The organism is Dyella sp., from assembly GCF_051962475.1.
Classification (GTDB): Bacteria; Pseudomonadota; Gammaproteobacteria; order Xanthomonadales; family Rhodanobacteraceae; genus Dyella_A.
On sequence record NZ_JBQCCF010000049.1, the window covers coordinates 18,154 to 43,495 of the forward strand.

25 protein-coding genes are annotated in these 25,342 nt (G+C 69.9%); 13 read left to right on the forward strand and 12 right to left on the reverse strand.

Annotated elements, in window-relative coordinates; translation table 11 throughout:
• The first annotated feature begins 112 nt into the window (after positions 1 to 112).
• The 6 genes from ACTHJF_RS10960 (at position 113) to ACTHJF_RS10985 (ending at position 6,437) form a co-directional block, all read left to right on the forward strand.
• A complete protein-coding gene (locus ACTHJF_RS10960; protein ID WP_440267139.1) occupies positions 113 to 1,906 on the forward strand; it encodes a vWA domain-containing protein in 1,794 nt (597 codons plus the stop codon).
• Positions 1,907 to 2,060: 154 nt separating this feature from the next.
• The gene (locus ACTHJF_RS10965; RefSeq protein WP_440267140.1) at positions 2,061 to 2,615 is read left to right on the forward strand and encodes an RNA polymerase sigma factor; all 555 of its coding nucleotides are present in this window, start codon (positions 2,061 to 2,063) and stop codon (positions 2,613 to 2,615) included.
• Entirely contained in the window at positions 2,612 to 3,559 is a 948-nt protein-coding gene (locus ACTHJF_RS10970; RefSeq protein WP_440267141.1) for a hypothetical protein, read from the forward strand. Before ACTHJF_RS10965 ends, ACTHJF_RS10970 begins: the two co-directional genes overlap by 4 nt.
• Positions 3,556 to 4,152: an IMPACT family protein gene (locus ACTHJF_RS10975; RefSeq protein WP_440267142.1), complete on the forward strand. Its 597-nt coding sequence runs from the start codon at positions 3,556 to 3,558 to the stop codon at positions 4,150 to 4,152. Before ACTHJF_RS10970 ends, ACTHJF_RS10975 begins: the two co-directional genes overlap by 4 nt.
• Positions 4,153 to 4,182: 30 nt before the next feature.
• Entirely contained in the window at positions 4,183 to 4,536 is a 354-nt protein-coding gene (locus ACTHJF_RS10980; RefSeq protein WP_440267143.1) for a ribonuclease E inhibitor RraB, read from the forward strand.
• A gap of 128 nt (positions 4,537 to 4,664) precedes the next feature.
• Positions 4,665 to 6,437 carry an ABC transporter transmembrane domain-containing protein gene (locus ACTHJF_RS10985; RefSeq protein WP_440261305.1) on the forward strand — a complete coding sequence of 591 codons (1,773 nt, stop codon included), beginning with the start codon at positions 4,665 to 4,667 and terminating at the stop codon, positions 6,435 to 6,437.
• Between the two features lie 6 nt (positions 6,438 to 6,443).
• Here the strand turns inward: ACTHJF_RS10985 and ACTHJF_RS10990 are convergent, their stop codons facing one another.
• Positions 6,444 to 6,713, reverse strand: coding sequence for a metal/formaldehyde-sensitive transcriptional repressor (locus ACTHJF_RS10990; RefSeq protein WP_253567181.1), 270 nt, complete (start codon positions 6,711 to 6,713; stop codon positions 6,444 to 6,446).
• A gap of 50 nt (positions 6,714 to 6,763) precedes the next feature.
• On the opposite strand from ACTHJF_RS10990, the gene dmeF reads away from it, so the two are divergent.
• The 6 genes from dmeF (at position 6,764) to pdeM (ending at position 14,201) form a co-directional block, all read left to right on the forward strand.
• A complete protein-coding gene (dmeF, locus tag ACTHJF_RS10995) occupies positions 6,764 to 7,726 on the forward strand; it encodes a CDF family Co(II)/Ni(II) efflux transporter DmeF (protein ID WP_440267144.1) in 963 nt (320 codons plus the stop codon).
• 52 nt (positions 7,727 to 7,778) lie between these two features.
• Positions 7,779 to 8,336: a DUF3228 family protein gene (locus tag ACTHJF_RS11000; RefSeq protein ID WP_440267145.1), complete on the forward strand. Its 558-nt coding sequence runs from the start codon at positions 7,779 to 7,781 to the stop codon at positions 8,334 to 8,336.
• Positions 8,337 to 8,535: 199 nt separating this feature from the next.
• Positions 8,536 to 9,543, forward strand: a complete 1,008-nt coding sequence (locus tag ACTHJF_RS11005; protein WP_440267146.1) for a ligase-associated DNA damage response exonuclease — start codon at positions 8,536 to 8,538, stop codon at positions 9,541 to 9,543.
• The gene (locus tag ACTHJF_RS11010) at positions 9,543 to 11,138 is read left to right on the forward strand and encodes an ATP-dependent DNA ligase (protein ID WP_440267147.1); all 1,596 of its coding nucleotides are present in this window, start codon (positions 9,543 to 9,545) and stop codon (positions 11,136 to 11,138) included. The genes ACTHJF_RS11005 and ACTHJF_RS11010 overlap by 1 nt, the downstream gene beginning before the upstream one ends.
• Positions 11,095 to 13,542, forward strand: coding sequence for a ligase-associated DNA damage response DEXH box helicase (locus ACTHJF_RS11015; RefSeq protein WP_440267148.1), 2,448 nt, complete (start codon positions 11,095 to 11,097; stop codon positions 13,540 to 13,542). Before ACTHJF_RS11010 ends, ACTHJF_RS11015 begins: the two co-directional genes overlap by 44 nt.
• The gene (gene pdeM / locus ACTHJF_RS11020; RefSeq protein WP_440267149.1) at positions 13,539 to 14,201 is read left to right on the forward strand and encodes a ligase-associated DNA damage response endonuclease PdeM; all 663 of its coding nucleotides are present in this window, start codon (positions 13,539 to 13,541) and stop codon (positions 14,199 to 14,201) included. Before ACTHJF_RS11015 ends, pdeM begins: the two co-directional genes overlap by 4 nt.
• Positions 14,202 to 14,333: 132 nt before the next feature.
• Here the strand turns inward: pdeM and ACTHJF_RS11025 are convergent, their stop codons facing one another.
• The 10 genes from ACTHJF_RS11025 to ACTHJF_RS11070 all read right to left on the reverse strand — a co-directional run bounded on the left by ACTHJF_RS11025 (position 14,334) and on the right by ACTHJF_RS11070 (position 23,797).
• Positions 14,334 to 15,656: a diguanylate cyclase domain-containing protein gene (locus ACTHJF_RS11025; protein ID WP_440267150.1), complete on the reverse strand. Its 1,323-nt coding sequence runs from the start codon at positions 15,654 to 15,656 to the stop codon at positions 14,334 to 14,336.
• A 282-nt stretch (positions 15,657 to 15,938) separates the two neighbouring features.
• Positions 15,939 to 16,145: a cold-shock protein gene (locus tag ACTHJF_RS11030; protein ID WP_072320702.1), complete on the reverse strand. Its 207-nt coding sequence runs from the start codon at positions 16,143 to 16,145 to the stop codon at positions 15,939 to 15,941.
• Between the two features lie 160 nt (positions 16,146 to 16,305).
• On the reverse strand, positions 16,306 to 17,049 hold the full coding sequence (locus tag ACTHJF_RS11035; RefSeq protein WP_440267151.1) for an S-methyl-5'-thioinosine phosphorylase: 744 nt from the start codon (positions 17,047 to 17,049) through the stop codon (positions 16,306 to 16,308).
• Positions 17,050 to 17,072: 23 nt separating this feature from the next.
• Positions 17,073 to 17,624: an NADPH-dependent FMN reductase gene (locus ACTHJF_RS11040; protein ID WP_440267152.1), complete on the reverse strand. Its 552-nt coding sequence runs from the start codon at positions 17,622 to 17,624 to the stop codon at positions 17,073 to 17,075.
• Positions 17,625 to 17,655: 31 nt separating this feature from the next.
• Positions 17,656 to 18,204, reverse strand: coding sequence for a hypoxanthine-guanine phosphoribosyltransferase (locus ACTHJF_RS11045; protein ID WP_440267153.1), 549 nt, complete (start codon positions 18,202 to 18,204; stop codon positions 17,656 to 17,658).
• Positions 18,201 to 19,217, reverse strand: a complete 1,017-nt coding sequence (gene nagZ / locus ACTHJF_RS11050; RefSeq protein WP_440267154.1) for a beta-N-acetylhexosaminidase — start codon at positions 19,215 to 19,217, stop codon at positions 18,201 to 18,203. Before nagZ ends, ACTHJF_RS11045 begins: the two co-directional genes overlap by 4 nt.
• A complete protein-coding gene (locus ACTHJF_RS11055) occupies positions 19,211 to 19,741 on the reverse strand; it encodes a CYTH domain-containing protein (protein WP_440267155.1) in 531 nt (176 codons plus the stop codon). Before ACTHJF_RS11055 ends, nagZ begins: the two co-directional genes overlap by 7 nt.
• A 23-nt stretch (positions 19,742 to 19,764) precedes the next feature.
• Positions 19,765 to 21,075 carry a 23S rRNA (uracil(1939)-C(5))-methyltransferase RlmD gene (gene rlmD, locus ACTHJF_RS11060; RefSeq protein ID WP_440267156.1) on the reverse strand — a complete coding sequence of 437 codons (1,311 nt, stop codon included), beginning with the start codon at positions 21,073 to 21,075 and terminating at the stop codon, positions 19,765 to 19,767.
• Between the two features lie 68 nt (positions 21,076 to 21,143).
• Positions 21,144 to 21,740 (reverse strand): YdbL family protein, encoded by a 597-nt coding sequence (locus ACTHJF_RS11065; RefSeq protein ID WP_440255715.1) that lies wholly within the window; start codon positions 21,738 to 21,740, stop codon positions 21,144 to 21,146.
• Positions 21,741 to 21,775: 35 nt separating this feature from the next.
• Entirely contained in the window at positions 21,776 to 23,797 is a 2,022-nt protein-coding gene (locus ACTHJF_RS11070) for a hypothetical protein (RefSeq protein ID WP_440267157.1), read from the reverse strand.
• 45 nt (positions 23,798 to 23,842) lie between these two features.
• On the opposite strand from ACTHJF_RS11070, the gene ACTHJF_RS11075 reads away from it, so the two are divergent.
• Positions 23,843 to 24,604: a response regulator gene (locus ACTHJF_RS11075; protein ID WP_440267158.1), complete on the forward strand. Its 762-nt coding sequence runs from the start codon at positions 23,843 to 23,845 to the stop codon at positions 24,602 to 24,604.
• A gap of 25 nt (positions 24,605 to 24,629) precedes the next feature.
• On the opposite strand, the gene recO is transcribed toward ACTHJF_RS11075, so the two are convergent.
• Entirely contained in the window at positions 24,630 to 25,340 is a 711-nt protein-coding gene (gene recO, locus ACTHJF_RS11080) for a DNA repair protein RecO (protein WP_440267159.1), read from the reverse strand.
• Positions 25,341 to 25,342 lie beyond the last annotated feature (2 nt).

The following is a 25,342-nucleotide window of genomic DNA, read 5'->3' on the forward strand; positions in this document are numbered from 1 at the left end:
CGATGCGTGAAGGGAAACGCGCATGCTACCGCGCTGCCTCCGGCGCGTCCGTAACCCCGTTTATCCAGCGGCCCCGTTTCAACCTCCACACCCACCTTGAGGAGGCTGCCCGATGTCCGCCCAAACGCTACTGCTGCGCGCCCTGCCCGTTGCCCTCGCCGTCGCGCTGGTCGGCTGCGGCCTGTCCCGCCCGGCCAGCGACGAATCCGCCGCAACGCCAACATCGGCGCCACCGAAGGTCGAGACCCACGCGCGCGACGACGCCGCGCGCCGCGTCACCACCGTCGCTCCACAGGTCGCCAGGTCGCTGCCGCCGGCGCCTCCCACGGCGATCCTCGCCGAGGCCAGGCTCGCCGGCGCGATGAAGGTTTCCCGCAACGCGGCGCCGATGCCGATGCTCGCCGCGCCGATGGCCCAGCCGTGGCCCGGCGCCGTGAACACCGAGCATTACACCCATCGCGACAGCAACCCGGTGCAGCTGGCCAGCGAGCAGCCCGTCTCCACCTTCGGGCTGGACGTGGACACCGGCTCGTACACCAACGTGCGACGCATGCTCGAAGCCGGCCAGCTGCCACCGGCCGACGCGGTGCGCGCGGAGGAGTTCATCAACTACTTCGACTACGGCTACGCGCCGCCGGCCGATCGCGCGCAGCCGTTCAGCGTCACCACCGAGCTGGCGCCGGCGCCGTGGAACCCGGGGCGCGAGCTGCTGCTGATCGGCGTGCAGGGCTATCGGGTGCCGGCCAGCGCGATTCCCGCCGCCAACCTGGTGTTCCTCATCGATACCTCCGGCTCGATGGACGAGCCGAACAAGCTGCCCCTGCTCAAGGCCTTGCTGAAGCAACTGGTTACCCGGCTGCGCCAGCAGGATCGCGTGTCCATCGTTACCTATGCCGGCAGCGCCGGCGTGGCGTTGCCCTCCACCGCGGGCGACCAGCATGCCACCATCGACGCGGCGATCGACAGCCTCGGCGCCAATGGCTCGACCAACGGCGACGCCGGCATCGACCTGGCCTACGCGCAGGCCGAGCAGGGTTTCATCCCGGGCGGCGTGAACCGGGTGATCCTCGCCACCGACGGCGACTTCAACGTGGGCACGGTCAGCGAAGCGGCGCTGAAGACCAAGATCGAGGATCACCGCAAGAGCGGCGTAGCACTCACCACGCTGGGCTTCGGCGAGGGCAACTACAACGACGCCATGGCGGTGATGCTGGCCGATGCCGGCAACGGCAGCCATCACTACATCGACAGCCTGCAGGAGGGGCGGCGCGTGCTGGTGGACGAGCTGTCCGCCACGCTGCTCACCATCGCCAAGGACGTGAAGGTGCAGGTGGAGTTCAACCCGGCGCAGGTGAAGGAGTACCGCCTGATCGGTTACGAGAAGCGCCAGCTCAAGCGCGAGGACTTCAACAACGATGCCGTGGACGCCGGCGACATCGGCGCGGGCGCCAACGTCACCGCGATCTACGAGATCACCCCAGCGGGTTCGGACGCCGCGCGCGTCGATCCGCTGCGCTACGGCAAGCACGACGCGCGTACCGATCGCAGCGGCGAGCTGGCCTTCCTGCGCCTGCGCTACAAGCTGCCCGGCCACGATGCCAGCACGCTGATCGAGCGACCGATCGCGGCGACGCCGGCACGTGAGGCCAGTGCGCGGCTGCGCTTTGCCGCATCGGTGGCCGCGTTTGCCGATGCGCTGCGCGGCGGGCGCTACCTCGATGGCTACGACTACGCGCGGATCGCCGCACTGGCGCGCGACGCCCGTGGCGATGATCCGGACGGCTACCGCGCCGGTTTCGTGCAGTTGGTGAACCTCGCCGATGGCCTGAGCACGCGCAGCGCCACCGCGGACAAGCCGCCGCTCGACGCCGGCTCGATGCCCGCGCCCGGCATCGGCCTGCGCTGAACGTGGCGCCATGCGCGCCCTGTTTCCGGCCGGCGCGGCCGCAGCGATGACGGATGCCCCCGCATCCTTCCCCCATCGCCGCGCGCCGGCCGGGACTCCGTGCCCTCTCGATGCGCCTTATCCGTACGCGGCAAATCGCGTACCCTCGCCGCCCATGGATGTGGCGGTCGACCCCGATGCGCAGCTGATGCTGGCCTACTCCCGCGGCGACCTCGCCGCGTTCGAGGCGCTGTATGCGAAGCATCGGGGCACGCTGTACCGCTTCGTGCTGCGCAGCGTGCGCGACCGCTCGCTGGCCGACGAGGTGTTCCAGGACACCTGGAGCCGCGTCATCGCGGCGCGTTCGCGCTACCAGCCGCAGGCAAAGTTCAGCACCTGGCTGCTGCAGATCGCGCACCACCTGATCATCGACGGCCACCGCCGCAAGCGTCCGCTGGCCGACGGCGACGAAGCGGAAACCGCGCTGGCCCACCACGCGGCACCCGCGCACGAACAACCCGAGCACGCGCTGTCCGACTTCGAGCAGCGCCGCGGCCTGCAGCGCGCCATCGAGCAGCTGCCTGACGATCAACGTACCGCCGTGCTGCTGCGGCTGGAGCACGAGCTGAGCCTGGAGGAGATCGCGCAGATCACCGGCGTCGGCCGCGAGACGGCGAAATCCCGCCTGCGCTACGCCATGACCAAACTGCGCGACGTACTGAGCCCATGACCACGCCCCTGCCCCCACACGACGACGACGACCTGCCCGGCGAGGCGGAGCTGAAGGCGCTCTACGATCGCCTGCCGTCGCACGAGCCCGGGCCGGCGCTGGATGCGGCGGTGCTGCGCGCCGCCTCCGCGGCCGTGGCGAGCGATGCACCGCAGCGACACACCCGCCGGCGCTGGCCGGTGGCGCTGGGCAGCGCGGCCACGCTGGTGCTCGCCGCGGGTCTGGCGTGGCACATGCGCAAGCTGCCCGCCGACCTGCCGACCGCCTCGCCAGCATCCGCACCGGCAGCGGCGGCCCCAGCCGATGTCGACGCTGCACGTGCTTCGCAAGCCGCCGGAAAGCTTGCCGATGCGGCCGTGGAGCGCGCCGAGCCCGCCGCGATGCAAGTGCGCCGCAGCAAGTCCGCACCTCAGCCCGCCGCCGTCGCGAACCAACCCACCGTCGCCGAGGACCGGCGCGCGTACGCAGCCCCTGCGCTGAAGGTCCAGTCCCGCGCCGCGTCGTCTTCGACCACATCAGCGAACGGCATCGCCGCCCCCAAGCCAGCCACACCGGTCGCGCCGGCGCCCGCGCCGGCATCGGCGGAACGGGCAGACCGCGTCGCTCCCCTGCGCGAAGCAGCCTCCGCAGCGCCGGCACCGCCCCCGCCACCCGCACCGCCGGCGCCGCCCGCCGAGGTGATGCAGGCCGCGCCCGCGCCGCAGGCCGAATCGGCTCCCACCGCCCCGTCCGCGGACGCGCCGTCGATGATGATGAACCTGCGCGCCGCGCCCCCCGAGGAAGCGATGACGCCAGCGATGGCTGCGGAGCTGCAGGCGATCCGCCTGCTCTATGCGCACGGCGATACCACCGCCGCCCGCGCGCGGCTCGATGCGTTCCATCGCGAACATCCGCACGCCGTGCTGCCGCCGGATCTGCAGCGGCATCTGGACACCACGCCGTGAGCGAGGCGTTGCAGGCGCTGGCGGGTCGTTGTCAGCACGAACAGGACATCAAGAAAAGCCGCTTCCTCGCGCTGGCCGCACCGGTGGATACACCCGAGGAAGCGCTGGCCTTCGTGCAGGAAGTAAGCGACCCCACGGCCACGCACAACTGCTGGGCGTACCGCATCGGCCAGGCCTACCGCTTCAACGACGACGGCGAGCCCGGCGGCACCGCCGGCCGGCCGATCCTGCAGGCCATCGAAGGCCAGGGCATCGATCACGTGGTGGTGGTGGTCACACGCTGGTACGGCGGCATCAAGCTTGGCGCCGGTGGACTGGCCCGCGCCTACGGCGGTACCGCGGCCGAGTGCCTGCGCCTGGCCGAGCGCGTATCGATCGTGCCGATGGCCACTCTGGCACTGTCGTGCGATTTTGCCGACCTCGCCCTGCTCAAGGCGCGCCTGCCCGAACTGGAGGCCATACTGGACAGCGAAACCTTCCACGCCGAAGGTGCCGACCTGATCGTGCGGTTGCCCCAGGCGCGCGTGGACGAAGCGCTCACTCGCATCACCGACCTGACCCGCGGCCGCAGCCTCATCCGGCGCGCCGACTGATTTCCCATCCCCACTGACGGAAGCCCGCCCATGACCCGTGATCCAGCTGTCTTTCCCGATGACCACAATGGCGACGCCCTGTGGAACATGGTCGGCCAGGGCGAGGATCTGTCGATCCCGCGCGAAGTGGATTTCGCCGTGCTGTTCCCGTCCGAGGACAACGCGCTGAAGTTCGCCGTGCACCTGCTGCGCAACGACCAGAAAGTCTCGTTCTCTGCCTATGAGGACAGCGACGACATGCCGTGGCAGGTGCTGGTGCATCCCTTCATGGAGCTCACCTACGCCAACGTCGACGGCTTCGAGAAGCTGGTGGCCGAGGCCGCCGAAGCGTTCGACGGCGTCAACGACGGCTGGGGCTGCGAGTCCTACGCCGCCGGGGCATGACGCACCATCTTGCGGGCATGCTCCGGCCCGTTCGCGCGTCGCCCGGATATTGAATCGCCGCGCAACCGCCCCACCTCCTCCCGGTGGTGCGACGCGCGCCACGCTCCCATTGCCGCCAGCGAGATCCCATGAGCGACGCCACCGCCGAGACGCCCCGCCCTGCCCGCCGCATCGGCGCCCTGCGCCAGCTCTGGCCGTTCCTCAAGCCGCACAAGGCGCTGGCGCTGGGCTGGCTGCTGTTTCTGGCGATGTCTTCCGGCGCCTCGCTGGTGCTGCCGATGGCGTTCCGCCACATCATCGACCAGGGCTTCGGCCACTCCAGCCTGGCGGTGATCAACGAGACCTTCCTGGCGCTGTTCGGCGTGGCGCTGGTGCTCGCCTTCGCCACGGCGGCGCGTTATTTCTGCATCACCCTGCTCAGCGAACGCGCACTCGCCTCGCTGCGCGATGCACTGTACGCGCATGTGATCCGGCTCGACGTCGGCTTCTTCGAAAAGAGCCGCGTGGGTGAACTCACCTCGCGCCTCAGCGCCGACACCGAGGTGGTGCAGGCACTGGTCGGCTCGGGCGTCTCGGTGGCGCTGCGCAGCGCGGTGATGCTGGTTGGCGCCGCCGTGGCGATGGTGTGGACCGCGCCCTCGCTGGCCGGGCTCACCGCGCTGGTGATTCCCGCGGTGATGCTGCCCATCCTGGTGTTCGGCCGACGCGTGCAGAAGCTGTCGCGCGCCAGCCAGGATCGCCTCGCCGACGCGGCCGCCATCGCCAACGAAACCCTCAACGCCTCCACCGCGGTGAAGGCGTATGCACGCGAAGGCATCGAGAGCAGCCGCTACGCCACCGCCATCTATCGCGCACTGGCCACCGCGCGCCGACGCATCGGCATGCGCTCGATGCTCACCATGGCGGTGATCGTGCTGGTATTCGGCGCCATCACGCTGGTGCTGTGGGCCGGAGCACGCCACGTGCTGACCGGCACGCTGGACGCCGGCATCCTCGGCCAGTTCGTGCTGTACGCGGTGTTCGCCGCCGGCTCGGTGGCGGGCCTGTCCGAAGTGTGGGGCGACGTGCTGCGCGCGGCCGGCGCCATGGAACGTATCGGCGAGCTGCTGGCCGAACAGCCGGAGATTGCGGCGCCGGCCCAGCCGCTGGCGCTACCCAAGCCCACCCGTGGCGCGCTGCAGTTCGACCACGTCACCTTCCACTACCCCACGCGCCCCAACGCGGCGGCGCTGGAAGACTTCTCGCTGGCCGTGCAGCCGGGCGAGACGGTCGCGCTGGTCGGCCCCTCCGGCGCCGGCAAAAGCACCGTGTTCTCGCTGCTGCTGCGCTTCTACGATCCGCAATCCGGCTCGGTCACCCTCGATGGCGTGGACCTGCGCGCGCTCACCCTGCCCGACCTGCGCGGCGCCATCGCGCTGGTGCCGCAGGAGACGATCATCTTCAGCGGCACCGCGGCGGACAACATCCGCTTCGGCCGCCAGGACGCCAGCGACGCCGAAGTGATCGAAGCGGCGAAAGCCGCCGAGGCGCACGAATTCATCAGCGCGCTGGACGACGGCTACCAGGCCGAGATGGGCGAGCGCGGCGTGCGCCTCTCCGGCGGCCAGCGCCAGCGCGTGGCGATCGCCCGCGCCATCCTGCGCGACGCGCCGCTGCTGCTGCTCGACGAAGCCACCTCGGCGCTCGACGCCCAATCCGAAGCGGCCATCCAGCAGGCGCTGGAGCGACTGGAAAAAGGCCGCACCACCCTGGTCATCGCCCATCGCCTCGCCACCGTGCAACGCGCCGACCGCATCGTGGTGATGGACGGCGGCCGCATCGTGGCCCAGGGCACGCACGAAAGCCTGCTGGCCGAGGGCGGCCTGTACGCGGAGCTGGCGAAGCTGCAGTTCGTCGCCTGATAGCGGCTACTTCATGTAGCTGCGCAACACCGCCAACACGGGCGCCAGCTCTTCTTCCGGCATGCCACTGTCCTGACCGCCCACGTGCGCGGTCAGGTGGCCTTCCATCATCTGGAAGATCAGACCGTTGACGGCGCCGCGGACGGCGGCCAGCTGCTGCAGCACGGCGCCGCATTCGGCGCCCTCGGCGATGGCGCGTTCCACCGAGCCGAGCTGGCCGCCGATGCGGCGCACCCGCGCCAGCAGCTTCTTCGCATCACCTTGCACATGGGACATGTCCTGCTCCTGACCTATACTGCGGGGGAGTATCCAATCGACACCCGCCCATGACCACCATCGACGTTTCCGCCCACCGGCACGATCACCGGTTTACCCACGACACCCGCCATGCGGAGCGTAATACCCGCCGCGTGGTGGCGATCACCCTGGTGATGATGGTGGTGGAGGTGGTGGGTGGCTATGCGCTCAACTCCATGGCCCTGCTGGCCGACGGCTGGCACATGAGTTCGCACGCGCTGGCGATGGGTTTGTCGCTGGGCGCCTATGTACTGGCGCGGCGCTACGCGAACGATCGTCGCTTCGCCTTCGGCACCTGGAAAATCGAGATCCTCGGCGCCTTCAGCAGCGCGCTGCTGCTGGGCGTGGTGGCCGCGCTGATGCTGTGGCAGTCGGTCGAGCGCATGTTTTCGCCCAGCCCGATCCACTACGACGAGGCGATCGCGATCGCCGTGCTCGGCCTGACGGTGAACCTGCTGTGCGCCTGGCTGCTGCGCGACACGCCGCATGATCACGGCCACGGTCACTCGCATGAGCATGGCCACCACGAGCATGGCCACAACCATCGCGGCCACGGCCACCACGACGTCAACCTGCGCGCGGCCTATATCCACGTGATCGCCGACGCTGCCACCTCGCTGCTGGCGATCGGCGCCCTGCTCGGCGGCCGCTTCTTCGGCGCGTCATGGCTGGATCCGATGATGGGGATTGTCGGCGCGGTGCTGGTGACACGCTGGGCGATCGGGCTGCTGCGCGAGTCCGGCGCCATCCTGCTCGATGCCGAGATGCACCATCCGGTGGTGGAGGAAGTCCACGAGGTGGTGCGCGAGCAGCTGCCGCAGGCAGCCATCAGTGACCTGCACGTGTGGCGCGTGGGCCGCGGCAGCTACGCATGTGTACTTGCCCTGGTCAGCCACGAGCCGGTGACACCGGCGCAGGTGCGCGAGCACCTGTCGGTGCACGAGGAGCTGGTCCACGTCACCGTGGAAGTGATTACCCCGACCGAGGCCTGACGCGCTGGGCCAGGCGGGCTAAGCTGGGCGGCCGTTTCCGTTCGATCCCGTCATGTCCATCGTCCTCACCCCGTTCGCCCGCGCCCGCCTGTTTCCCCGCGAGTCCCGCCGCAACACGATCCAGGACTGCAGCCCCGACGCCTTCGAGCAGCGCCTCAACGAGGAGGCCCCGCTGAAGGTGCTGGAGGGCTACGCGCCGTTCTGCCGCCTGCACGTGCACCGCAACTGGACCTCCACGCGCTGCATGGCCGTGCCCATCACCGACGCCAACCGCCACCTGCTGCGCTCGGCCTACGAGGCCCGCACCAAGCAGGAGCTGCCGGTGCTGGTGCGCTGGTTCGAGGGCGTCGAGCCGCCCGTGGCGAACTACCTGCTGCCGATCCTCTACAGCCGCGAACAGCTGGCCAAGGAAGGCGAGCCCATCGACGCCGACTGGGGCGTGGTCGGCTGCCTCTACACGATGGAGCCGAAAGAGATTCCGATGGTGCCGATCACCATGCTGCGCAACGCGCTGGGCGTGGAGGAAGGCGGCTCCGGCGTGCCGCTGGATCGCGAGGCTTATCGGCGCGCTGCCGCGTTCTGGGATGCGCACGCGAACTGGCGGGGCTGAAGCCCCATGCCTCGTCTCGCGTCGGGGCGGGCGTAGCGAGACGACCTAGTTCCCGGCAAACGGTATCGGTAAGAGAAATTGCCGGGCCGCCAGTGGGAACCGAGGTGGGTTTTCGCCCGTAAGACGAGTTGCGGGAACCACCTGTTCCTCATGACCTGGCGACCTCGCCTGCACGCTCCGCTCGACAGACTCGCTATCGATGGACCACGCCCTGCTCCAGCCCCGGCCGGAAGGTCTCTACTGCCCAGCCGGCAATTTCTTCATCGATCCGCTGCAGCCGGTGCCGCGGGCGGTGGTCACGCATGCGCACGCCGATCACGCCCGCGCCGGCAGTGGGCATTACGACGTCGCCGCCGCGGGCGTCGGACTGATGCGGGAGCGGCTGGGCGCAGACTCGACCATCGATGCCCACGACTACGGCGAGACGTTCCGCATGGGGCCGGTGACGGTGTCGCTGCACCCTGCCGGCCACGTGCTGGGCTCGGCGCAGGTGCGGATGGAGTACGAGGGGCGCGTGGTGGTGGTGTCGGGTGACTACAAGCGCGATCCGGACCCGACCTGCGTGCCGTTTGAGCCGGTGCCGTGCGACGTGTTTGTCACCGAATCCACGTTTGGATTGCCGGTGTACCGCTGGCCACCGATGGATGCCGTGATCGACGACCTGCTGGCGTGGTGGGATGACTGTGCGCGGCGTGGGGTGCCGGCGGTGCTGTTCTGCTACGCGCTGGGCAAGGCTCAGCGCATCCTGGCGGAGCTGGCCGCGCGCGTCGACCGCACGGTGCACTTGCATGGCGCGATGCTGCAGCTGGTAGCGCAGTACCGCGAGGCCGGTGTGCGCATGGTGCCCACCGAGCCGGTGAGCGAGTCGGCGCGCGGTCGCGACTTCGCCGGCGAACTGATCCTGGCGCCGCCCTCGGCCGCGGGTTCGCCGTGGATGAAACGCTTCGGCAAGGCCTCCACCGGCTTTGCCTCGGGCTGGATGCAGATACGCGGCAGCCGTCGGCGGCGCGGCTACGACCGCGGCTTCGTGGTGTCCGATCACGCCGACTGGCCGGGCTTGCTGCAGAGCGTGCAGCAGAGCGGCGCGAGCCGCATCTACGTCACCCACGGCGATGGCGAGGCGCTGATCCGCCATCTGTGCGATCTCGGCCACGACGCCCAGCCGCTGCGCCTGCTGCGCGAGCGCGATAGCGAGAGCGGCGGCTGATGCGCCGGTTCGCCGCGCTCTATGCCGAGCTGGACCGCACCGCCTCGACGCTGGCCAAGCGCGAGGCAATCACGGCGTATCTGCGCGAGGCGCCACCGGCCGACGCCGCCTGGGCCGTGCATGTGCTCGGCGGCGGCAAGCTGCGCCGGCTGGCGACCTCCACCGAGCTGCGCCAGGCGTTGGCCGCGTCTACCGGCTACGCCGACTGGCTGATCGACGAGAGCTACCAGCACGTGGGCGACCTGGCCGAGACCATCGCGCTGATGCTGCCGCCGGGCGACGGCTCGCTGGGCGAGGTGCCGCTGCACGTGTGGCTGGAGCAGCGCCTGCCCGCGCTGGCCAAGATGGACGGCACCGAGCGCATCGCCACGCTGCAGAGCTGGTGGCGCGCGCTGAAACCGGAGCAGGTGTTTCTGCTCAACAAGCTGATCACCGGCTCGCTGCGCGTGGGCGTGTCGCAGCGGCTGGTGGTGCAGGCGCTGGCGGCGTGGTCCGGCCAACCGACCGACCTCATCGCGCACCGCCTGAGCGGCACGTGGAGGCCCACCGCCACCGCGCTCGCCGCGCTGGCGGCCCCCGTGGGCGAGGACGAGCACCTGGCCGATCGCCCCTACCCGTTCTTCCTTGCCTCGCCGCTGGAGGGCGATGTCGCCGCGCTGGGCGACCCGCGCGACTGGCTGGCCGAGTGGAAGTGGGACGGTATCCGCGCTCAGCTGATGTGGCGCGACGGCCGCGCCGGGCTGTGGTCGCGCGGCGAGGAACGCCTGGACGGCCGCTTCCCGGAAATCGAACAGGCAGCAGCCTCCTTGCCGATGGATGGCGTGCTCGACGGCGAGCTGCTGGCCTGGGACGTGCAGACGGCCAAACCGCTGCCGTTCACCGCGTTGCAAAAGCGCATCGGCAAGCTCAAGCCCGGCCCGAAGCTGCTGGCGGGCACGCCGGTGCGCTTCATGGCCTACGACCTGATGGAGCGGGCCGGCGAAGACCTGCGCGAGCGACCGCTGCACGAGCGCCGCGGCTTGCTGGCCGACCTGCTCGCACCGGCGGATGAGGCGCTGATGCTGTCACCCGCGCTGGTGGCCGATGCGTGGGACACGCTCACCACCGAACGCACGCAGTCGCGCGAACGGCAGACCGAAGGCCTGATGCTCAAGCGGATCGATTCGCCCTATCGCGTGGGACGCAAACGCGGCGACTGGTGGAAGTGGAAGGTGGACCCGCACACCATCGACGCCGTGCTGCTTTATGCCCAGCCCGGCCACGGCCGCCGCTCCGGCCTGTTCACCGACTACAGCTTCGGCGTCTGGCACGAGGGCGAACTGGTGACGGTGGCCAAGGCCTATTCCGGCCTGGACGACGCCGAGATCGCCCGCCTGGACCGCTGGATCCGCGCGCACACCACCGAGCGCTTCGGGCCGGTGCGCGCGGTGGAACCGGTGCACGTGTTCGAGCTGGCGTTCGAGGCCGTGCAGCTCTCTGGCCGCCACAAATCCGGCGTGGCCGTACGCTTTCCGCGCATCGCCCGCTGGCGCACCGACAAGCAACCTGCCGATGCCGACCACCTCGACGACCTCCGCCGCCTGGCGACGGGCTGAAGCCCACCTGCGCGACTGGTTCGCCGCGCTGGGCCGCAAGCCCGCGCCGTTCCAGCGCGCCGCGTGGAAAGCCTGGGGCGACAGCCGCAGCGGGCTGATCCACGCGCCCACCGGCACCGGCAAGACGCTGGCCGCGGTGGGTGGGCCGCTGATCGATGGCCTGCTGCATCCGGCCAGGGGGCTGCAGCTGTTGTGGATCACTCCGCTGCGCTCGCTGGCCACCGACACCACCGGGCATCTCACGGCGGCCGTGGAGGCGATGGAGCTGCCGTGGCGCGTGCTGCGTCGCACCGGCGACAGCTCCAGCGCCGAGCGCGCCCGCCTGCGACGCGGCGACTGCGAACTGCTGGTGACCACGCCGGAGAGCCTGGCGCTGCTGCTGAGCTATCCCGATACCGCCGCACGCTTCGCCAACCTGCGCGGCGTGGTGGTGGACGAGTGGCACGAGCTGATCGCCAGCAAGCGCGGCACGCTGCTGCAGCTGGGGCTGGCGCGCCTGCGCACGCTGCGCCCGGAGCTGCGCGTGTGGGGCCTGTCGGCCACGCTGGGCAATCTGCATGAGGCGATGCACACGCTGGCCGGCGACGGCGGCGTGCTGATCGGAAGCGCCGCGCGCAAGCGCGTACGTATCGACAGCGCCCTGCCCGGCCCCGGCGAGCGCTTTCCCTGGGCAGGACACCTGGGCCTGAGTCAGCTCGGACGCGTGGTGCAGGCGGTGTTGGAGGTGCGCACCGCGCTGGTGTTCGCCAACACGCGTTCACAAGCCGAGCTGTGGCACGAGGCGCTGGCCGCGGTGTGGCCCGAGTCGCCCGAGACGCTGGCCGTGCATCACGGCTCGATCGATCCCCAGCTGCGCCTGGCCACCGAGGAAGGCCTGCGCACGGGCACGCTGCGCTGCGTGGTGGCGACGTCGAGCCTGGATCTGGGCGTAGATTTCTCCACCGTCGATCGGGTGATCCAGATCGGCAGCCCCAAGGGCGTGGCCCGGCTGCTGCAGCGCGCGGGACGCAGCGGGCATGCGCCGGGCGTGCCGTCGAGCATCCTGTGCGTACCCACTCACCTGCTGGAGCTGGCCGAGATCGCCGCGGCGCGACGAGCACTGGCAGCCGGTCAGCTGGAACCGAGACATCCGCTGCGCGGCTGCCTCGACGTGCTGGCGCAGCACCTGCTCACGCTCGCTCTGGGTGGTGGCTTCCAGGTGGACCAAGCCTATGCGGAAGTGGGCACCACCCGCCCTTACGCGCAACTGCCGCGCGACCAGTTCGACGCGGTGCTGCACTACCTCGAATACGGCGGCACGGCGCTGGCCGGCTATCCCGAGTATCACAAGCTGGTGCGCGACGACGACGGCATCTGCCGGGTGGAGAGCAGGCGCGTGGCGCGGCTGCACCGGCTCTCGATCGGCACCATCACCGCCGACGGCAGCGTGCAGGTGCGTTATCTCAAAGGCCCACGGCTCGGGGCGGTGGAAGAGAGCTTCATCGCGCGGCTGCGACCGGGCGACCGCTTTTTGTTCGCCGGCCGCCACCTGGCGCTGGTGCGCGTGCGCGACATGACCGCCTACGTGCGCCAGGCCAGCAATCGCCAGGGCGGCGTACCGCGCTGGATGGGCGGACGACTGCCTCTGTCCGGCGAACTGTCCGCCGAGTTGCGCCGCGTGCTCGCCGACGCCGACGCGAGCGAGACGGAAATGAAGGCGCTGCGGCCACTGCTGGCGATCCAGCGCGCGCAGTCGCATCTGCCGCAGGCAAACGAGCTGCTGGTGGAACGTGCACACACCCGCGAGGGCGACTACCTGTTCGTCTATCCGTTTGCCGGCCGCCTCGCGCATGAGGGGCTGGCGGCCGTCATCGCCTACCGCCTCGCGCAGCGCGCTCCGGCCGACTACGGCTACGCGGTGAACGACTACGGCCTGGCCATCACCGCGCGCAAGCTGCCGCCGGTGGATGCGCAGACCATGCGTGAACTGCTGCATCCGTGGGGCCTGCGTCGGGACATCCGCGCCAGCATCAACCTAGCCGAGCTGGCGCGGCGGCAGTTTCGCGAGGTGGCGCGGGTGGCTGGGCTGGTGTTCAACGGCTACCCGGGGCAGGACAAGACGCTGCGCCAGTTGCAGGTGTCCAGCGGGCTGCTGTTCGACGTGCTGCGCCAGCACGATCCGGCGCATCCGCTGCTGTGGCAGGCCGAGCGCGACGTGCTCGACCAGCAACTCGACTACCCGCGTCTGCGCGACGCGCTGCTGCAGGCCGCGCGCGGGGTGCTGCGTTACGTAGAGACACCGCGGCTCACGCCGCTGGCATTTCCGCTGTGGGTGGAACGCCTGCGCGGCGGCGTGCACGCGGACGACTGGAAAAGCCGCGTGGAGCGCATGCTCACGCAGCTGGAAAAGGCCGCCGACCGATGACGATGGAGCACACGATCGAGGTGGCGGGCGAGCGGCTGCAACTGCATGCCGAGCGCGCGCTGTACTGGCCGCGCATGCGCTGGCTGCTGCTGGCCGACGTGCATTTCGGCAAGGGTGCCGTACTGCGCCGCGCCGGCGTGGCCCTGCCCACCGGCCAGACGTTGACGGATCTGGCGCGCATCGATGTCCTGCTCGCGCACTACCGGCCCGAGCGGCTGGTGGTGCTGGGCGACCTGGTGCACGGCCAGGCGCTGCACGACACCCCGTGGGTGGATGACGTGCGGCGCTGGCGTGACAGCCACGCGGCCTTGCCGATGAGCCTGGTGGAAGGCAACCACGATCGCCACTTCGACGCGGCGACGCTGGACTTCGAGCGCGTGGGTGCAGCGATCTACGAGGCGCCGTTTGCGCTGGCGCACGAACCGCACGTAACGCCGGACCATTACGTGCTGGCCGGCCACGTACATCCCGGCATCCGCGTGCAGGATGGCTGGCGCAGCCACCGCCTGCCGGCGTTCCGCTTCGGCCCCCGCCACGGCCTGTTGCCGGCCTTCGGCGCCCTTACCGGGCTGCATGACACACCGCCGGACAGCGGCGAGCGCATCGTTGCGGTGACACCGGCCGGCCTGCTGCCGCTGAACGCGCGCTCGGCGCGCTGAACCAGGCACGCAAGAAACCGACCTGTCGACGACCGGTGCGCGCCTGGGCGAACCTTTTCGGGTACGCCAATTTGGGGACGCCAACGCGAGACACCGCGCCCCGTCCCGCGCACCGGGTTCCCCTGCGGACGGCTAATGGGGCTGCTGGATGCCAGGCTCCGCCCGTGGCCGCTGCACGAGATCGTCACCGCGCCCGGCCTTCGTCCGCTGCTTGCTTGCGTACAGCTCGACGTCGGCCTGGGCGAGCAAGGTGCCCGGCTGGCGGCCGTGTTCGGGTGCGCCGGCAATGCCAACGCCGATGGTCGGCCGCGCGGTCTCCCGCGCGGCGGCGGCCGCCACGAGGGCAGTCATGTGGCTGGCCAGCTCGTGTGCCTGCGCTTGCGTCGTGTCGGGCAGGATGGCGAGGAATTCGTCGCCGCCGAGGCGGCCCAGGTGATCCCCCTGGCGCAGGCATTCGCGCATGCGCCGGGTGACCCAGACCAGCGCGTCGTCGCCCGCGGCATGGCCGAAGCCATCGTTGATGGCCTTGAAGTCGTTGAGGTCGATCATCAGCACGGCCACGGGGCGCTGATTGTCCCGATGGCTTTCGAGTTCCGACGACAGCAGGGCGAGAATGCGCCGCCGATTGGGCAGCCCGGTCAGGGCATCTTCCGTAGCCTCGGCGAGCACCTCGCGATGAGTCTGCTCCCAGTAGATCGCCATCGCGTTGAACTGCTCGGCCAGCGTGCTGAGTTCGTCGCGCCCGCGTACCTGCAGGCGGGCCGACATGTCGCCCGCAGCGAAGCGCCGTGCCGAGCTGCCCAGCTCGCGGATCGGCCGCAGGATGGAGCGCAGCACCACGCTGATCATCAGCGCCGCCGCCAGCAGCGTGCCGGCCCAGCCGAACAGCAGCCAATGCAGCTGGCGATGGCGCATGGCGGCGGCACGTTCATAGCGCGCCCGTACCGCGGCGGCGAGGTGTTCGCGCGCATCGCGCACATCCCGGATCGCTTCCTGCAACTCCTTGCGAGAGAGCTCGGCCGCGGCAAGATCGTCGCCGGCCGAGGCGCGCGTGACCTGCTCGATGAGGTGTTGCACCGAAGGCTTGGCCTGCGCCCACGCATGCTGCGCGGCGGTGAGCCGGTCCAGCAGAAGATCGGGGCTGCTGCCGGCCATCTCCACGGTGGTGAAGCTGTGGTCGATGTTCTCGGTGAGCGAGGCAAAATCGGGCACCGATTCGTTGGACTGCGCCTCGAGCTCGTCGACCAGGGCGCGATCGAGCAACTGCTCCAGCGCAGTGAGTGGCAGCAGCGTGTGCAGCGACTCTTCCACCGAATCGCGGAAAGCCATCTCCTGCTGGTTGAGCACGGCCACGCTGACGGCGCTCAAGGTAGCCAGCGGAGCAAGCAGCAGCGCGATGATCAGGCCCACCCGTTGCCCGACCGAAAGACGGCGCAGTGCGCGTTCCATCAGCATGCTTGGCGCCCGCAGGAAGCTGTCCGCACCTGCCGCGACGGGCTCGATGCGTCCGATGGGCGGCAGACCGCGTCCTTGGGCATTGCTTGGATCCTCGCAAAGGAACACGCCATCACACTGGCACCATTCTTACCGTGTCATGCCGCCGTTGCCAGCAGCGGGACGCATCGAAGGCCGGCCCCGGTTCGTGTTCATCGCGCCATCGGCGGCCAGCGCAAAAAGAAAACCCCGCGCAAAGCGCGGGGTTTTCCGTCGAGCTGGGGCAATTCGTGGACCGAGCGATCAGGCCGCGATTTCGACGCCCGAGGCCTGGGCGCCCTTCGGCCCCTGGGTCACTTCGAACTTCACACGCTGACCTTCCTGCAGGCTGCGAAAGCCCTTGGAGTTGATCGCAGAAAAGTGGACGAAAACGTCCTCCCCACCGTCCTCGGGCGCGATGAAACCGAAACCCTTGGCGTCGTTGAACCACTTGACCGTACCGAAACGCATTGCGGCAACCTCTGAAGCTTAAGGATGGATGCACCAAGGCTTTCGCGTTGAACCCCTATCCCCTTGGTCCGCCGCCCCTGGCACCCTCGAAGTATCAGCATGTTTGTGGGTCAAGCGCAATATCCTGAACGGACCGGGCACGCGTCTTCCGACGAAGGTCTCAGGCCGCCAGCATCGCCGCCAGCAGGCGCGGCACTTCGGCGGTCGTCGCCGCGAGGTGGGCGAAGATTTCCTCGATGCTGATCTCCGCCTCGTCGCCGCAGCCGGCGGCAAAATTGGCCACCAGCGCGAGGCAGGCGTAATCGATTTCCAGCTCGCGGGCCAGCGCGGCCTCAGGCATGCCGGTCATGCCGACCAGGTCGCAGCCGTCGCGCTTCATGCGGGCGATCTCGGCGCGGGTTTCCAGCCGCGGGCCCTGGGTGGCGCCGTAGCAGCCGCCGTCAATCACCGCGATGCCGACCTTGCCGGCCGCCGCCAGCAGCTCGCAGCGCAACGAGGCGGTGTACGGCTCGCTGAAGTCGATGTGCTTCACCTCGGCGCCTTCCACGTCGCAGAAACTGGTGGTACGGCCGTGGGTGTAGTCGATGATCTGGTCGGGCACCACGATCACCCGCGGCCCCATGTCGTGACGGATGCCGCCCACCGCATTGACGCCGATCACATGGCGCGCGCCCAGGTGATGCAGCGCCCACAGGTTGGCGCGGTAGTTCACCCGGTGCGGCGGCAGGCTGTGGCTTTCGCCGTGGCGGGCCAGGAACGCCAGCCGCTTGCCGGCAAAGTCGCCGGTGACCACGTCGCCCGAGGCGGGGCCGAACGGCGTATCGACCGACTGCCGCTGGGCGTTCTCCAGGCCAGGGAAGTTGTACAGGCCACTGCCGCCGATGACGGCCAGATCGATGCTCACGATGTCGTTTCCGGTTCGATGGATCAGTAAGCGCGCTCAACCAGCGCGATGAAGTTCTGCAGATGGCGGCCCAGCGCCTCGCGCGTGCGCTCGTCCACCAGCTTGCCCTCGGCGATCTTGGTGTGCGCCTGGAACACCAGCACCTCGCCCTGCGGCTCGGCGATGGCGCCGGCGCGGCGCAGCACCAGCCGCAGCGCGTCCTGCGCGCGCACGGTGCCGGTGATGCCCGGGCTGGCGCCGATGATGCACACGCGCTTGCCGGCCAGCGGCGCGGCCTCGCGCGCCGTGCCCTTGCGCGAGGCCCAGTCGATCGCGTTCTTCAGCACGCCGGTTATGCCGCCGTTGTACTCGGGCGAGGCCAGCAGCAGCGCGTCGGCGGCGGCGATGGCGTCTTTCAGCGCCACCACGGCGGCCGGATCGCCCTGCTCTTCCACGTCCTGATCGAACAGCGGCAGGTCGTGCAGATCGTGGATCGCCAGCGTGTGGCCGGCCGGCAGCAGCTCGGCCGCCGCGTGCAGCAGCGCGGTGTTGTATGAGGCCCGGCGCAGGCTGCCGGAAATGCCGAGGAGCTTCATGCGCTTGCGGTCTCCGCCGAGGAGGAAAAGATCAGGATTCGCGCAGGGCGTAGATGCCCGGCAGGTTGCGGCCCTGCTCGTGGAAATCCATGCCGTAGCCGAACACGTAGCGGTCCGGCAACTCGATGCCGTTGAAATCGGAGACGATGCCCTCGACCAGGCGATCGTGCCGCTTGGTGCACAGGCTGGCGATCAGCACGCGGCGCGCGCCGCGGCGCAGGCAGTCGTCGCGCACCGCCTTGAGCGTGTGGCCCACGTCGAGGATGTCGTCCACCAGCAGCACGGTGCGCCCGTTCATCGGCACCAGTGGCTCGCGCAGCCAGTGCAGGTCGTGTCCGGTGGTGGCGCCGCGGTAGCGGGTGGCGTGCACGTAGTCGAATTCCAGATCGGTGCGGATCGCCAGCGCGAGCTGGCCGGCGAACATCAGCGCCCCGTTCATCACGGTGAGGAAGAGCGCACGCTCGCCGTCCAGCGCGGCATCGATCTCGCCGCCCATACGGGTGATCATCGCGTCGATCGTCGGGCGGTCCACCAGCAGGTCGGAGTGCGCGAGCGCGTCGGTGAGCGAGGGCGTGGTCATGCGGTCGGTCCTTCGGCGTCCAGCGCCGTGATGCGTGCGATGAAGCGGTCGCGCTGCGGGTTGTCGGTGAGGGAATCCCAGGTGGCCCCCAGCGCGCCGCGCAGCGCCAGCAAGCGCTGCGGCGCCACCGCACGTCGCTCGGCGATGGCGGCGATCGCCTCGTCCACCACGTCGGGGAAGCAGGCCAGCACCAGATCGCAGCCGGCGTCCAGGTGCGCATGCACGCGCGCGGCCACTCCGCCGGCGGTACCCGCGGCGGCCATGGAGATGTCGTCGCTGATCACGGCGCCGTCGAAGCCGAGCCGACCGCGCAGCACGTCGCCGATCCATGCCTTGGAGAAGCCGGCCGGCAGCGCGTCAACCGCCGGGTAGATCACGTGGGCCATCATCACGGCTTCCACGCGCGCCTCGATGCACTGCGCGAACGGCAGCAGGTCTGTCTGCTCGATCTCGGCCAACGGGCGCGGATCGATCGCCTGCGCCTTGTGCGTGTCGGCGGCCACCGAACCGTGGCCGGGGAAGTGCTTGAGCACGGCGGCCATGCCGGCCAGATGCATGCCGCGCACGTAGGCCTGGCCGAGCTCGCCGGCCACCGCCGGGTCGGCATGGAACGCGCGCAGGCCGATCGCCGCGTTGCCGCGAGCGAGATCCACCACCGGCGCAAAGCTGAAGTCCACGCCGGTGGCGCGCAGTTCGCTGGCCATCACCCAGGCGTGCTCCTCGGCCAGGCGCACGGCGTCGGTCGGATCGCGGCCGTACGCCGCGCCCACCTTCGCCAGCGCCGGCAGGCGGGTGAAGCTGTCGCGGAAGCGCTGCACCGGGCCGCCCTCCTGGTCGACTGCGACCAGCATGTCCTCGCCGCCGACCTCGCGGATCGCTTCCACCAGCGCGGCGAGCTGCTCGCGCGAAGCGAAGTTGCGGGAAAACAGCAGCACGCCGGCGACGCCCGGCGCGACCAGCCACTCTCGTTCGCGCGGTTCCAGCGTGAGGCCGGCCAGACCGATCATCAGCATGCGGACGATTCTCCGTCGATCGCGGCGCGCTCGTCGCGCGTCCACTGCGCGTAAGGGTACGCAATCAGGTTGACGTTGTAGTAGCGCGGCAGTGCGCTGACCTCTGCGCCCAGCCAGTCCGGACGCGGGAACGGCGCGTCGACCGCGGGCAGCTCCACCTCGGCCACGATCAGGCCGGCGTTGTCACCCTCGAACTCGTCGATCTCGAACAGCGTGCCGTCGACGGTGACGTGGTGGCGCTGCTTGGCCAGCACGCCGTCGCACAGCGAGCCAAGCATCGCCTCGGCATCGGCCACCGGCACGGCGTACTCGAACTCCGCGCGCTCGATGCCCAGCCGCGCCGCCTTGATGTTTAGCCAGGCGTGGTCACCGGCCACACGGGCGCGCACCGAAGCCTTGGCGGTGCCATCGCGCAGCGCCTGCGCGCTCACCAGGTAGCCCTGCGCCATGCGCTCGGTGCGTTCGATCTGCGCGCGCCAGCCGTCATGGCGCAGCAGGAATTTCCTCTCGATCTCGATGCCCATGGGTCCGATCGCTCCAGTGCCTCTCAGCGCTCGAAAAGCGCGATGGATTCAACGTGGGCAGTGTGCGGGAACATGTCCATCACGCCGGCCGAGATCAGTCGAAATCCGTGTTGATTGACCAGGATGCCGGCGTCGCGCGCCAGCGAGGCGGGATGGCAGGACACGTAGACGATGCGCCTGGTCGCCTTGTGCGGCAGGTATTCGAGCACCTTGTCGGCACCGGCGCGCGGCGGATCGAGCAGCAGCTTGTCCCACGGCTGGCGCGCCCAGTCGGTGCCGCACTGGTCCTCGAACAGGTTGGCCACGTGGAAGCGTGCGTTGGCCAGGCCGTTGTGCGTGGCGTTCTCGGCGGCGCGCTCCACCAGGCCGTGCTCGCCTTCCACGCCCACCACCTCGGCCACGCGCCGGGCGATTGGCAGAGTGAAGTTGCCCAGGCCGCAGAACAGGTCGAGCACGCGATCGGTCGGTTGCGGATCGAGCAGTTCCAGCGCGCGCGCCATCATCTTCGCGTTCATGCCGGCGTTGACCTGTACGAAGTCGAGCGGGCGGAACTCCAGCTCCACGTCCGACACGCCCTCGCCCGCCGCGATGCGGAAGGCCAGACGCGACTGCTCCGGCCACAGCAGGTGCACGCTGCTTACGCCGCCGGGCTGCAGGTAGATGGCAAAGCCGTGCTGCTGACCAAATGCCCCTAACGCGGCGCGATCGCGCTCGCTCAGCGGATTCATGTGGCGGAACACCAGCGCGATGCCTTCGTCACCGCCGGCGAACTCCACCTGCGGAATGTTGCGCGCCGCATCGAGGCTGCCGATCATCTCGGCCAGCAGACCGATCTTCGGCCCCAGCGACGGATGCAGCACCTCGCAATGGGTGATCTCCGCCACGAAGCGCGGGTTGGCCTCCTGCCGGAAGCCCACCAGCACGCGCTCCTTCTTCGGCACGTGACGCACCGACAGGCGGCCCTTGCGGCGGTAGCCCCACGGCGCGTCGGTGAGCGGCTCCAGCCAGTGCTGCGGCGACACCTTGCCGATGCGCGCGAAGTTGTCCGCCAGCACGCGCTGCTTGGCGTGGATCTGCGCCTCGGCGTCCATGTGCTGCAGCGAGCAGCCGCCGCATTCGCCGAAGTGGCGACACCGCGGCGTGACCCGGTGCGATGAGGGGGTGATGACTTCCACCACCTCCCCTTCGTCGAAATGGCGATGGCGCTTGCGCAGGCGCAGGCGTACCTGCTCGTCGACCAGGGCGCCGCTGACGAAGACGGTCTTGCCGTCGATGCGGGCGACGCCGCGGCCGTCGTGGCTGAGGTCGGTGATGGTGGCTTGGAGTTCTTGCATGGCGCTCAAAAACAAGGCGCCCGGGTCGAGGGACCCGGGCGCGGGATGCGGATGGGACCCGCGGACGCTTATTTGCGCTTCCAGGCGCCCGCAGCGTCCTGATAATACCAGCCGGCCGGTGCGCGCTCGATCCAGCCCTTGGCGAAGGTGGCGCGGATCTGCGCCTCCCACTCCGGATGACCGTTGGCGCTGGCCACTTCGCGATACAGCGCGGCGCGGTCGCGATTTTCTTCCGCTACGGTGGCGTTGACCTGGGCACGCTGGCTCAGCGGCACCTTGGAGGCATCGCGCACGGCGACCATTCCGTCATGCGTGAAGCCCACTGCGCCGCTCTTGAACAGGTCGCCCAGCCCACCCTGGAAGCGCGACTGCATGCGCTGGCGGATCGACTCGGTCGTGGCGTTCTGGATACGGATGTTCGGCGCATCGCCGGCATAGGCCGCCGGAACGAGCAAGTCCAGCAGCATGGCTGACGGGCCGGGCTTGGCCGGTGGCGGCGGCGTGTCGCTCTTGGGCACAGGCTTGCCCGCGTTGTCCAGCACGGTGCCGATGAACTGGTCGGCAGCCTTCTGGGCCGCCGCTTCCGGGAAATAGACGTTGATCGTGACGCAACCGACCAGGGCGACCATGACGGTGGCCAGCAATCCATAAACAATCTTGCGCATGATCAGCTCCATGGGTGGGGGTGCGGGGTGGCCGCTCAGCGCACCTGCGGCGCGTTGCCTTCGATGGCGGCCTTCAGCCGGCGGATCAGCGTGGGCCAGTCGACCTCGGCCTGGTGTCCGATCACCTCGAGGTGCGGCAGACCGCTGCCATCCACAATAGTGTAGCCGTCCGCGGTCGGCTCCAGCCCGCTCATGTGGCACACCGCCCCCTGCAACCGGCAGTTCAGGCCGATGCGGTCGTAGCCGAAGGTCTTGAACAGCTTCAGCACCGCGCCCTGCAGGCCCGCCGCCATGCCACCGCCGCCGACCGAGGTGAGGTTGTTCACCGCGCGCTGGCTGATCCGGCCGCCCTGGCTGGCCAGCAGTTGCGCGTCGAACGCCACCGGCTGCCAGTTCACCAGCCGCAGGCCGTCGATATGACCATCGAGCGGGCCGGTGATGGAGCCGAAGTCGAACACGCTGGTAATGGCGCCCAGGTCGAGCTGGCGCAGCGCGATGTTGCCGGCCAGCACGGGGTTGTCGCCAAACGGCTGCTGCAAGGCCAGCCCGGTGACATCGACGAAGCCGCCGAACACGTTGAGCGACAGTCCGCCATCGAGCACGAGTTGATCGCCGCTGATGGTCAGGCCGGTGATCGCGCCACCGAGCGTGCCGGGGAACTGCGGCCAGCCCATGGTCTGGCTGAAGGCGGCCATGTCGACACCGGTGACCGCCATCGAGGTCTCCAGCCGCTGCCCGCGGGCGGCCGCGGGGGCCCAGTCGAGCGCGCTGATGCGCACCTGTCCGCCCAGCAGGCTCATGCTGATCGGCCGCTGCAGCGAAAGCACGCCGTCGCTGCTGTGCCAGCGCGATGTGGCCGGACCATGCATGAGGCGATAGACGCCCAGGCGCTGCCAGCTCAGGTCGGTGCCCGGTCGCGCGCCGTCGCGGCTCCAGTCGAGCCCGCCTTTCAGGCCGGCGATTGCGAGCCGGCCATCGGCATCGGCCAGATCCAGGCCGGAGGTGGTGAAGGTGAACGCGTTCAGGCCGTCGCGGCGCAGGTCCACGGTGGCGGAGAGCTGTCCGCGCGCCGTCATGTCGCGCAGCCCGAAGCTCGCCAGCCAGGCCCGCCCGTAGCGCTGGTAGGCGGTCGGCAGGCTCAGCTGCAACTGGCTCAGGTTGAGCGAAGACAGATCGCCCTTGGCGTTGAACGCCATGGCGCCCTTGAGCTGCATGGCATCGGGGTCGCCCACCCGCAACCGGCTCACGGTGACCGCACCGGCCTGCGCCTGGGCGTCGAGCGACAGTTGCACCGCGTGGTCCGGCAGCTTGGCGTAGATCGGTCCGAGCAGTACTTCGCCGCCGCGCAGCGTGCTCTCCAGGTGGATATCGGCAGGCCCTTCGGCCGTGTTCAGCACGAATCGGCCGCCCGCGCCGAGCGCTTGGGCAGCGAGCGTGCCCGCGGGAGAATCGAAGCCCAGCGCGTCCAGATCGAACTGGCCGGAAGCCTGGATGCCGCGCTCGCGCTGATCGAGCGCCAGCACTGCGTTGACCCGGCCACCGGTGGCACGGCCGGACCACACCGTGCTCATCAATCCCTGCAGCCAGGCGAACGGCAGGCTCTTCAACTCGATCTGGGCGTGGGTCGGCTGATCCAGCGGCACAAAGGTGGTCGCTTGCGCCTTGCCCTGGCGCAGGTCGACCAGCACGGTGTTGGCGGCCGGGTCGATCTGCAGGCTGACCGTGGCATCGCCCAGCGCGGCGCCGGGTGCGCGCTTGAGTTGCAGCGGCCCGTCAAACGACCAGCGCCCATGCGGGTCGCGCTGCAGCACGGCATCGAGATGCAGTCCGACCCGCCGCCAGCCCATCGCCGGCACGTCGACCCGCGCGGCGTCCATCTGCATGCGCAGCCCGCCGGCATCGACCGGTGTCACTGCCAGCGAGAGCTGCTGCAGGGTGGCTCCCGGTACCGTGACCGACTTGGCGGCCAGGCTCGCGCCCGCATGCGCCGGCGCGGCGAGCAGCAGCGACAGAACCAGCAACAGAACCCACGGAAGACGGCTTGATAAGGCACCCATGTCCCGCCATTCTGCCAAACTCTGCTGAACGACAAGGATTTCGTCATGACGCACACGCTCCCTTCCGCGGCATCGCTACCGCGCACCGACGCCCTCGCCCTGCGCGTATTGATCGCCGATGACGACGCAGCGAGCCGCCGCTTCCTGCTCGATGCCGTGCGCGCGCTCGGCGCCGACGCGACCGATTGCGCGGACGGCCCCGAAGCCCTGGGCGTCGCGCGGAACGAGGTGTTCGACCTGCTGCTGCTGGATTGCCGCATGCCCGGGGCTGGCGCCTGCGAGGTTCTGGCGACGCTGCGCAAGGAAGCCTTCGCCGCCTCGCGCGATGCCGTGGCGATCGCCACCACCGCCGAACTCGACACCGCGCAGCGTGCCCTGCTGCTGGCCGAAGGGTTCAGCGATGTGCTCGCCAAGCCGTGTCGTATCGACGACCTGCGGCGCGTAGTGGCGCTGGCGCCGGCCTATCTGAACCGCCTGCCGATGCTCGACGACGAGGCAGCACTGCTGGCCAGTGGCGACTCGACCACGATGCGCGCGCTGCGCCAGTTGTTGCAGCAGGAGCTGCTGACGCTGTGCAGCGAGCTCGATCAGCTCGGCCAGGACGGCACCGCGCTGCGCGATCGCCTGCACCGCCTGCGCTCCTCATGCGGCTTCTGCGGCGCCACCGCGCTGTCGGGTCACGTGGTGGCGCTGCAGCAACAACTGACGGGCGCCCGGCCGGAGCAGGCCGCGTCGGCGGTGGTGCGCTTCCGCAGCGTGCTGATGGAGACGCTGCGCGCGCTGGACCGCCCACAGCAGGCAGCCTGAGCAGCGGCAACCCGCCCGCCGAAGCTCAGCGCCGCGACATCGCCGCGGCCAGCACCTGCCAGGCGCGTAGCTCGCCACCGCCGAGATGAAAACGGATGACCTCGCGCATCATGCCGCGCAGCAACTGCAGGTCAGCCGACCCAGGTAACCGGTCGTGCGCCAGGGCCAGCAGCACCTCCCCCCGCAGGGCACCGGCGTCGCCGGCCATGCACGGCATTGGCCCGCTTTCGGCGTGGTAGCGGTAGTACATGTCCGGATCGATCGCCGCTCCGGTGACGGCGTCGTGGTCGAGCACGAGCGCATAGCCCAATGCCTGCAGGAAGTCGCGTTCGAAGCGGCGCAGTGTCCACGCCAGCGGCTCCATGCCGGACAACCGCACCAGCGTGAGCGCGTAGCTGTCGAACATGTCCGGGTGCGGATCCTGCCGACCGGTCAAGCGCACCACCAGCTCGTTGACGTATAGCCCGGCCAAGCCGTGGTCGCCCAGCAAGCGGCGTGGCGCGTCTAGCGGCTCGGCGCCGCGCAAGGTGGCGAGTTCACCGCGCATCAGCAGATCCATCGCCAGGCGCTGAAACGGCTCCAGCAGCGCACGCTGGGCTCGGCCCTTCTCGCTGCGCACGCCGCGCGCCACCACGCCGACCCGCCCGTGCTCGCGGGTCAGGCACTCCAGCAGCAGCGACGTCTCGCGGTACGGCCGCGCGTGCAGGACATAGGCAGGCTGCTGATCGATGCGCATGG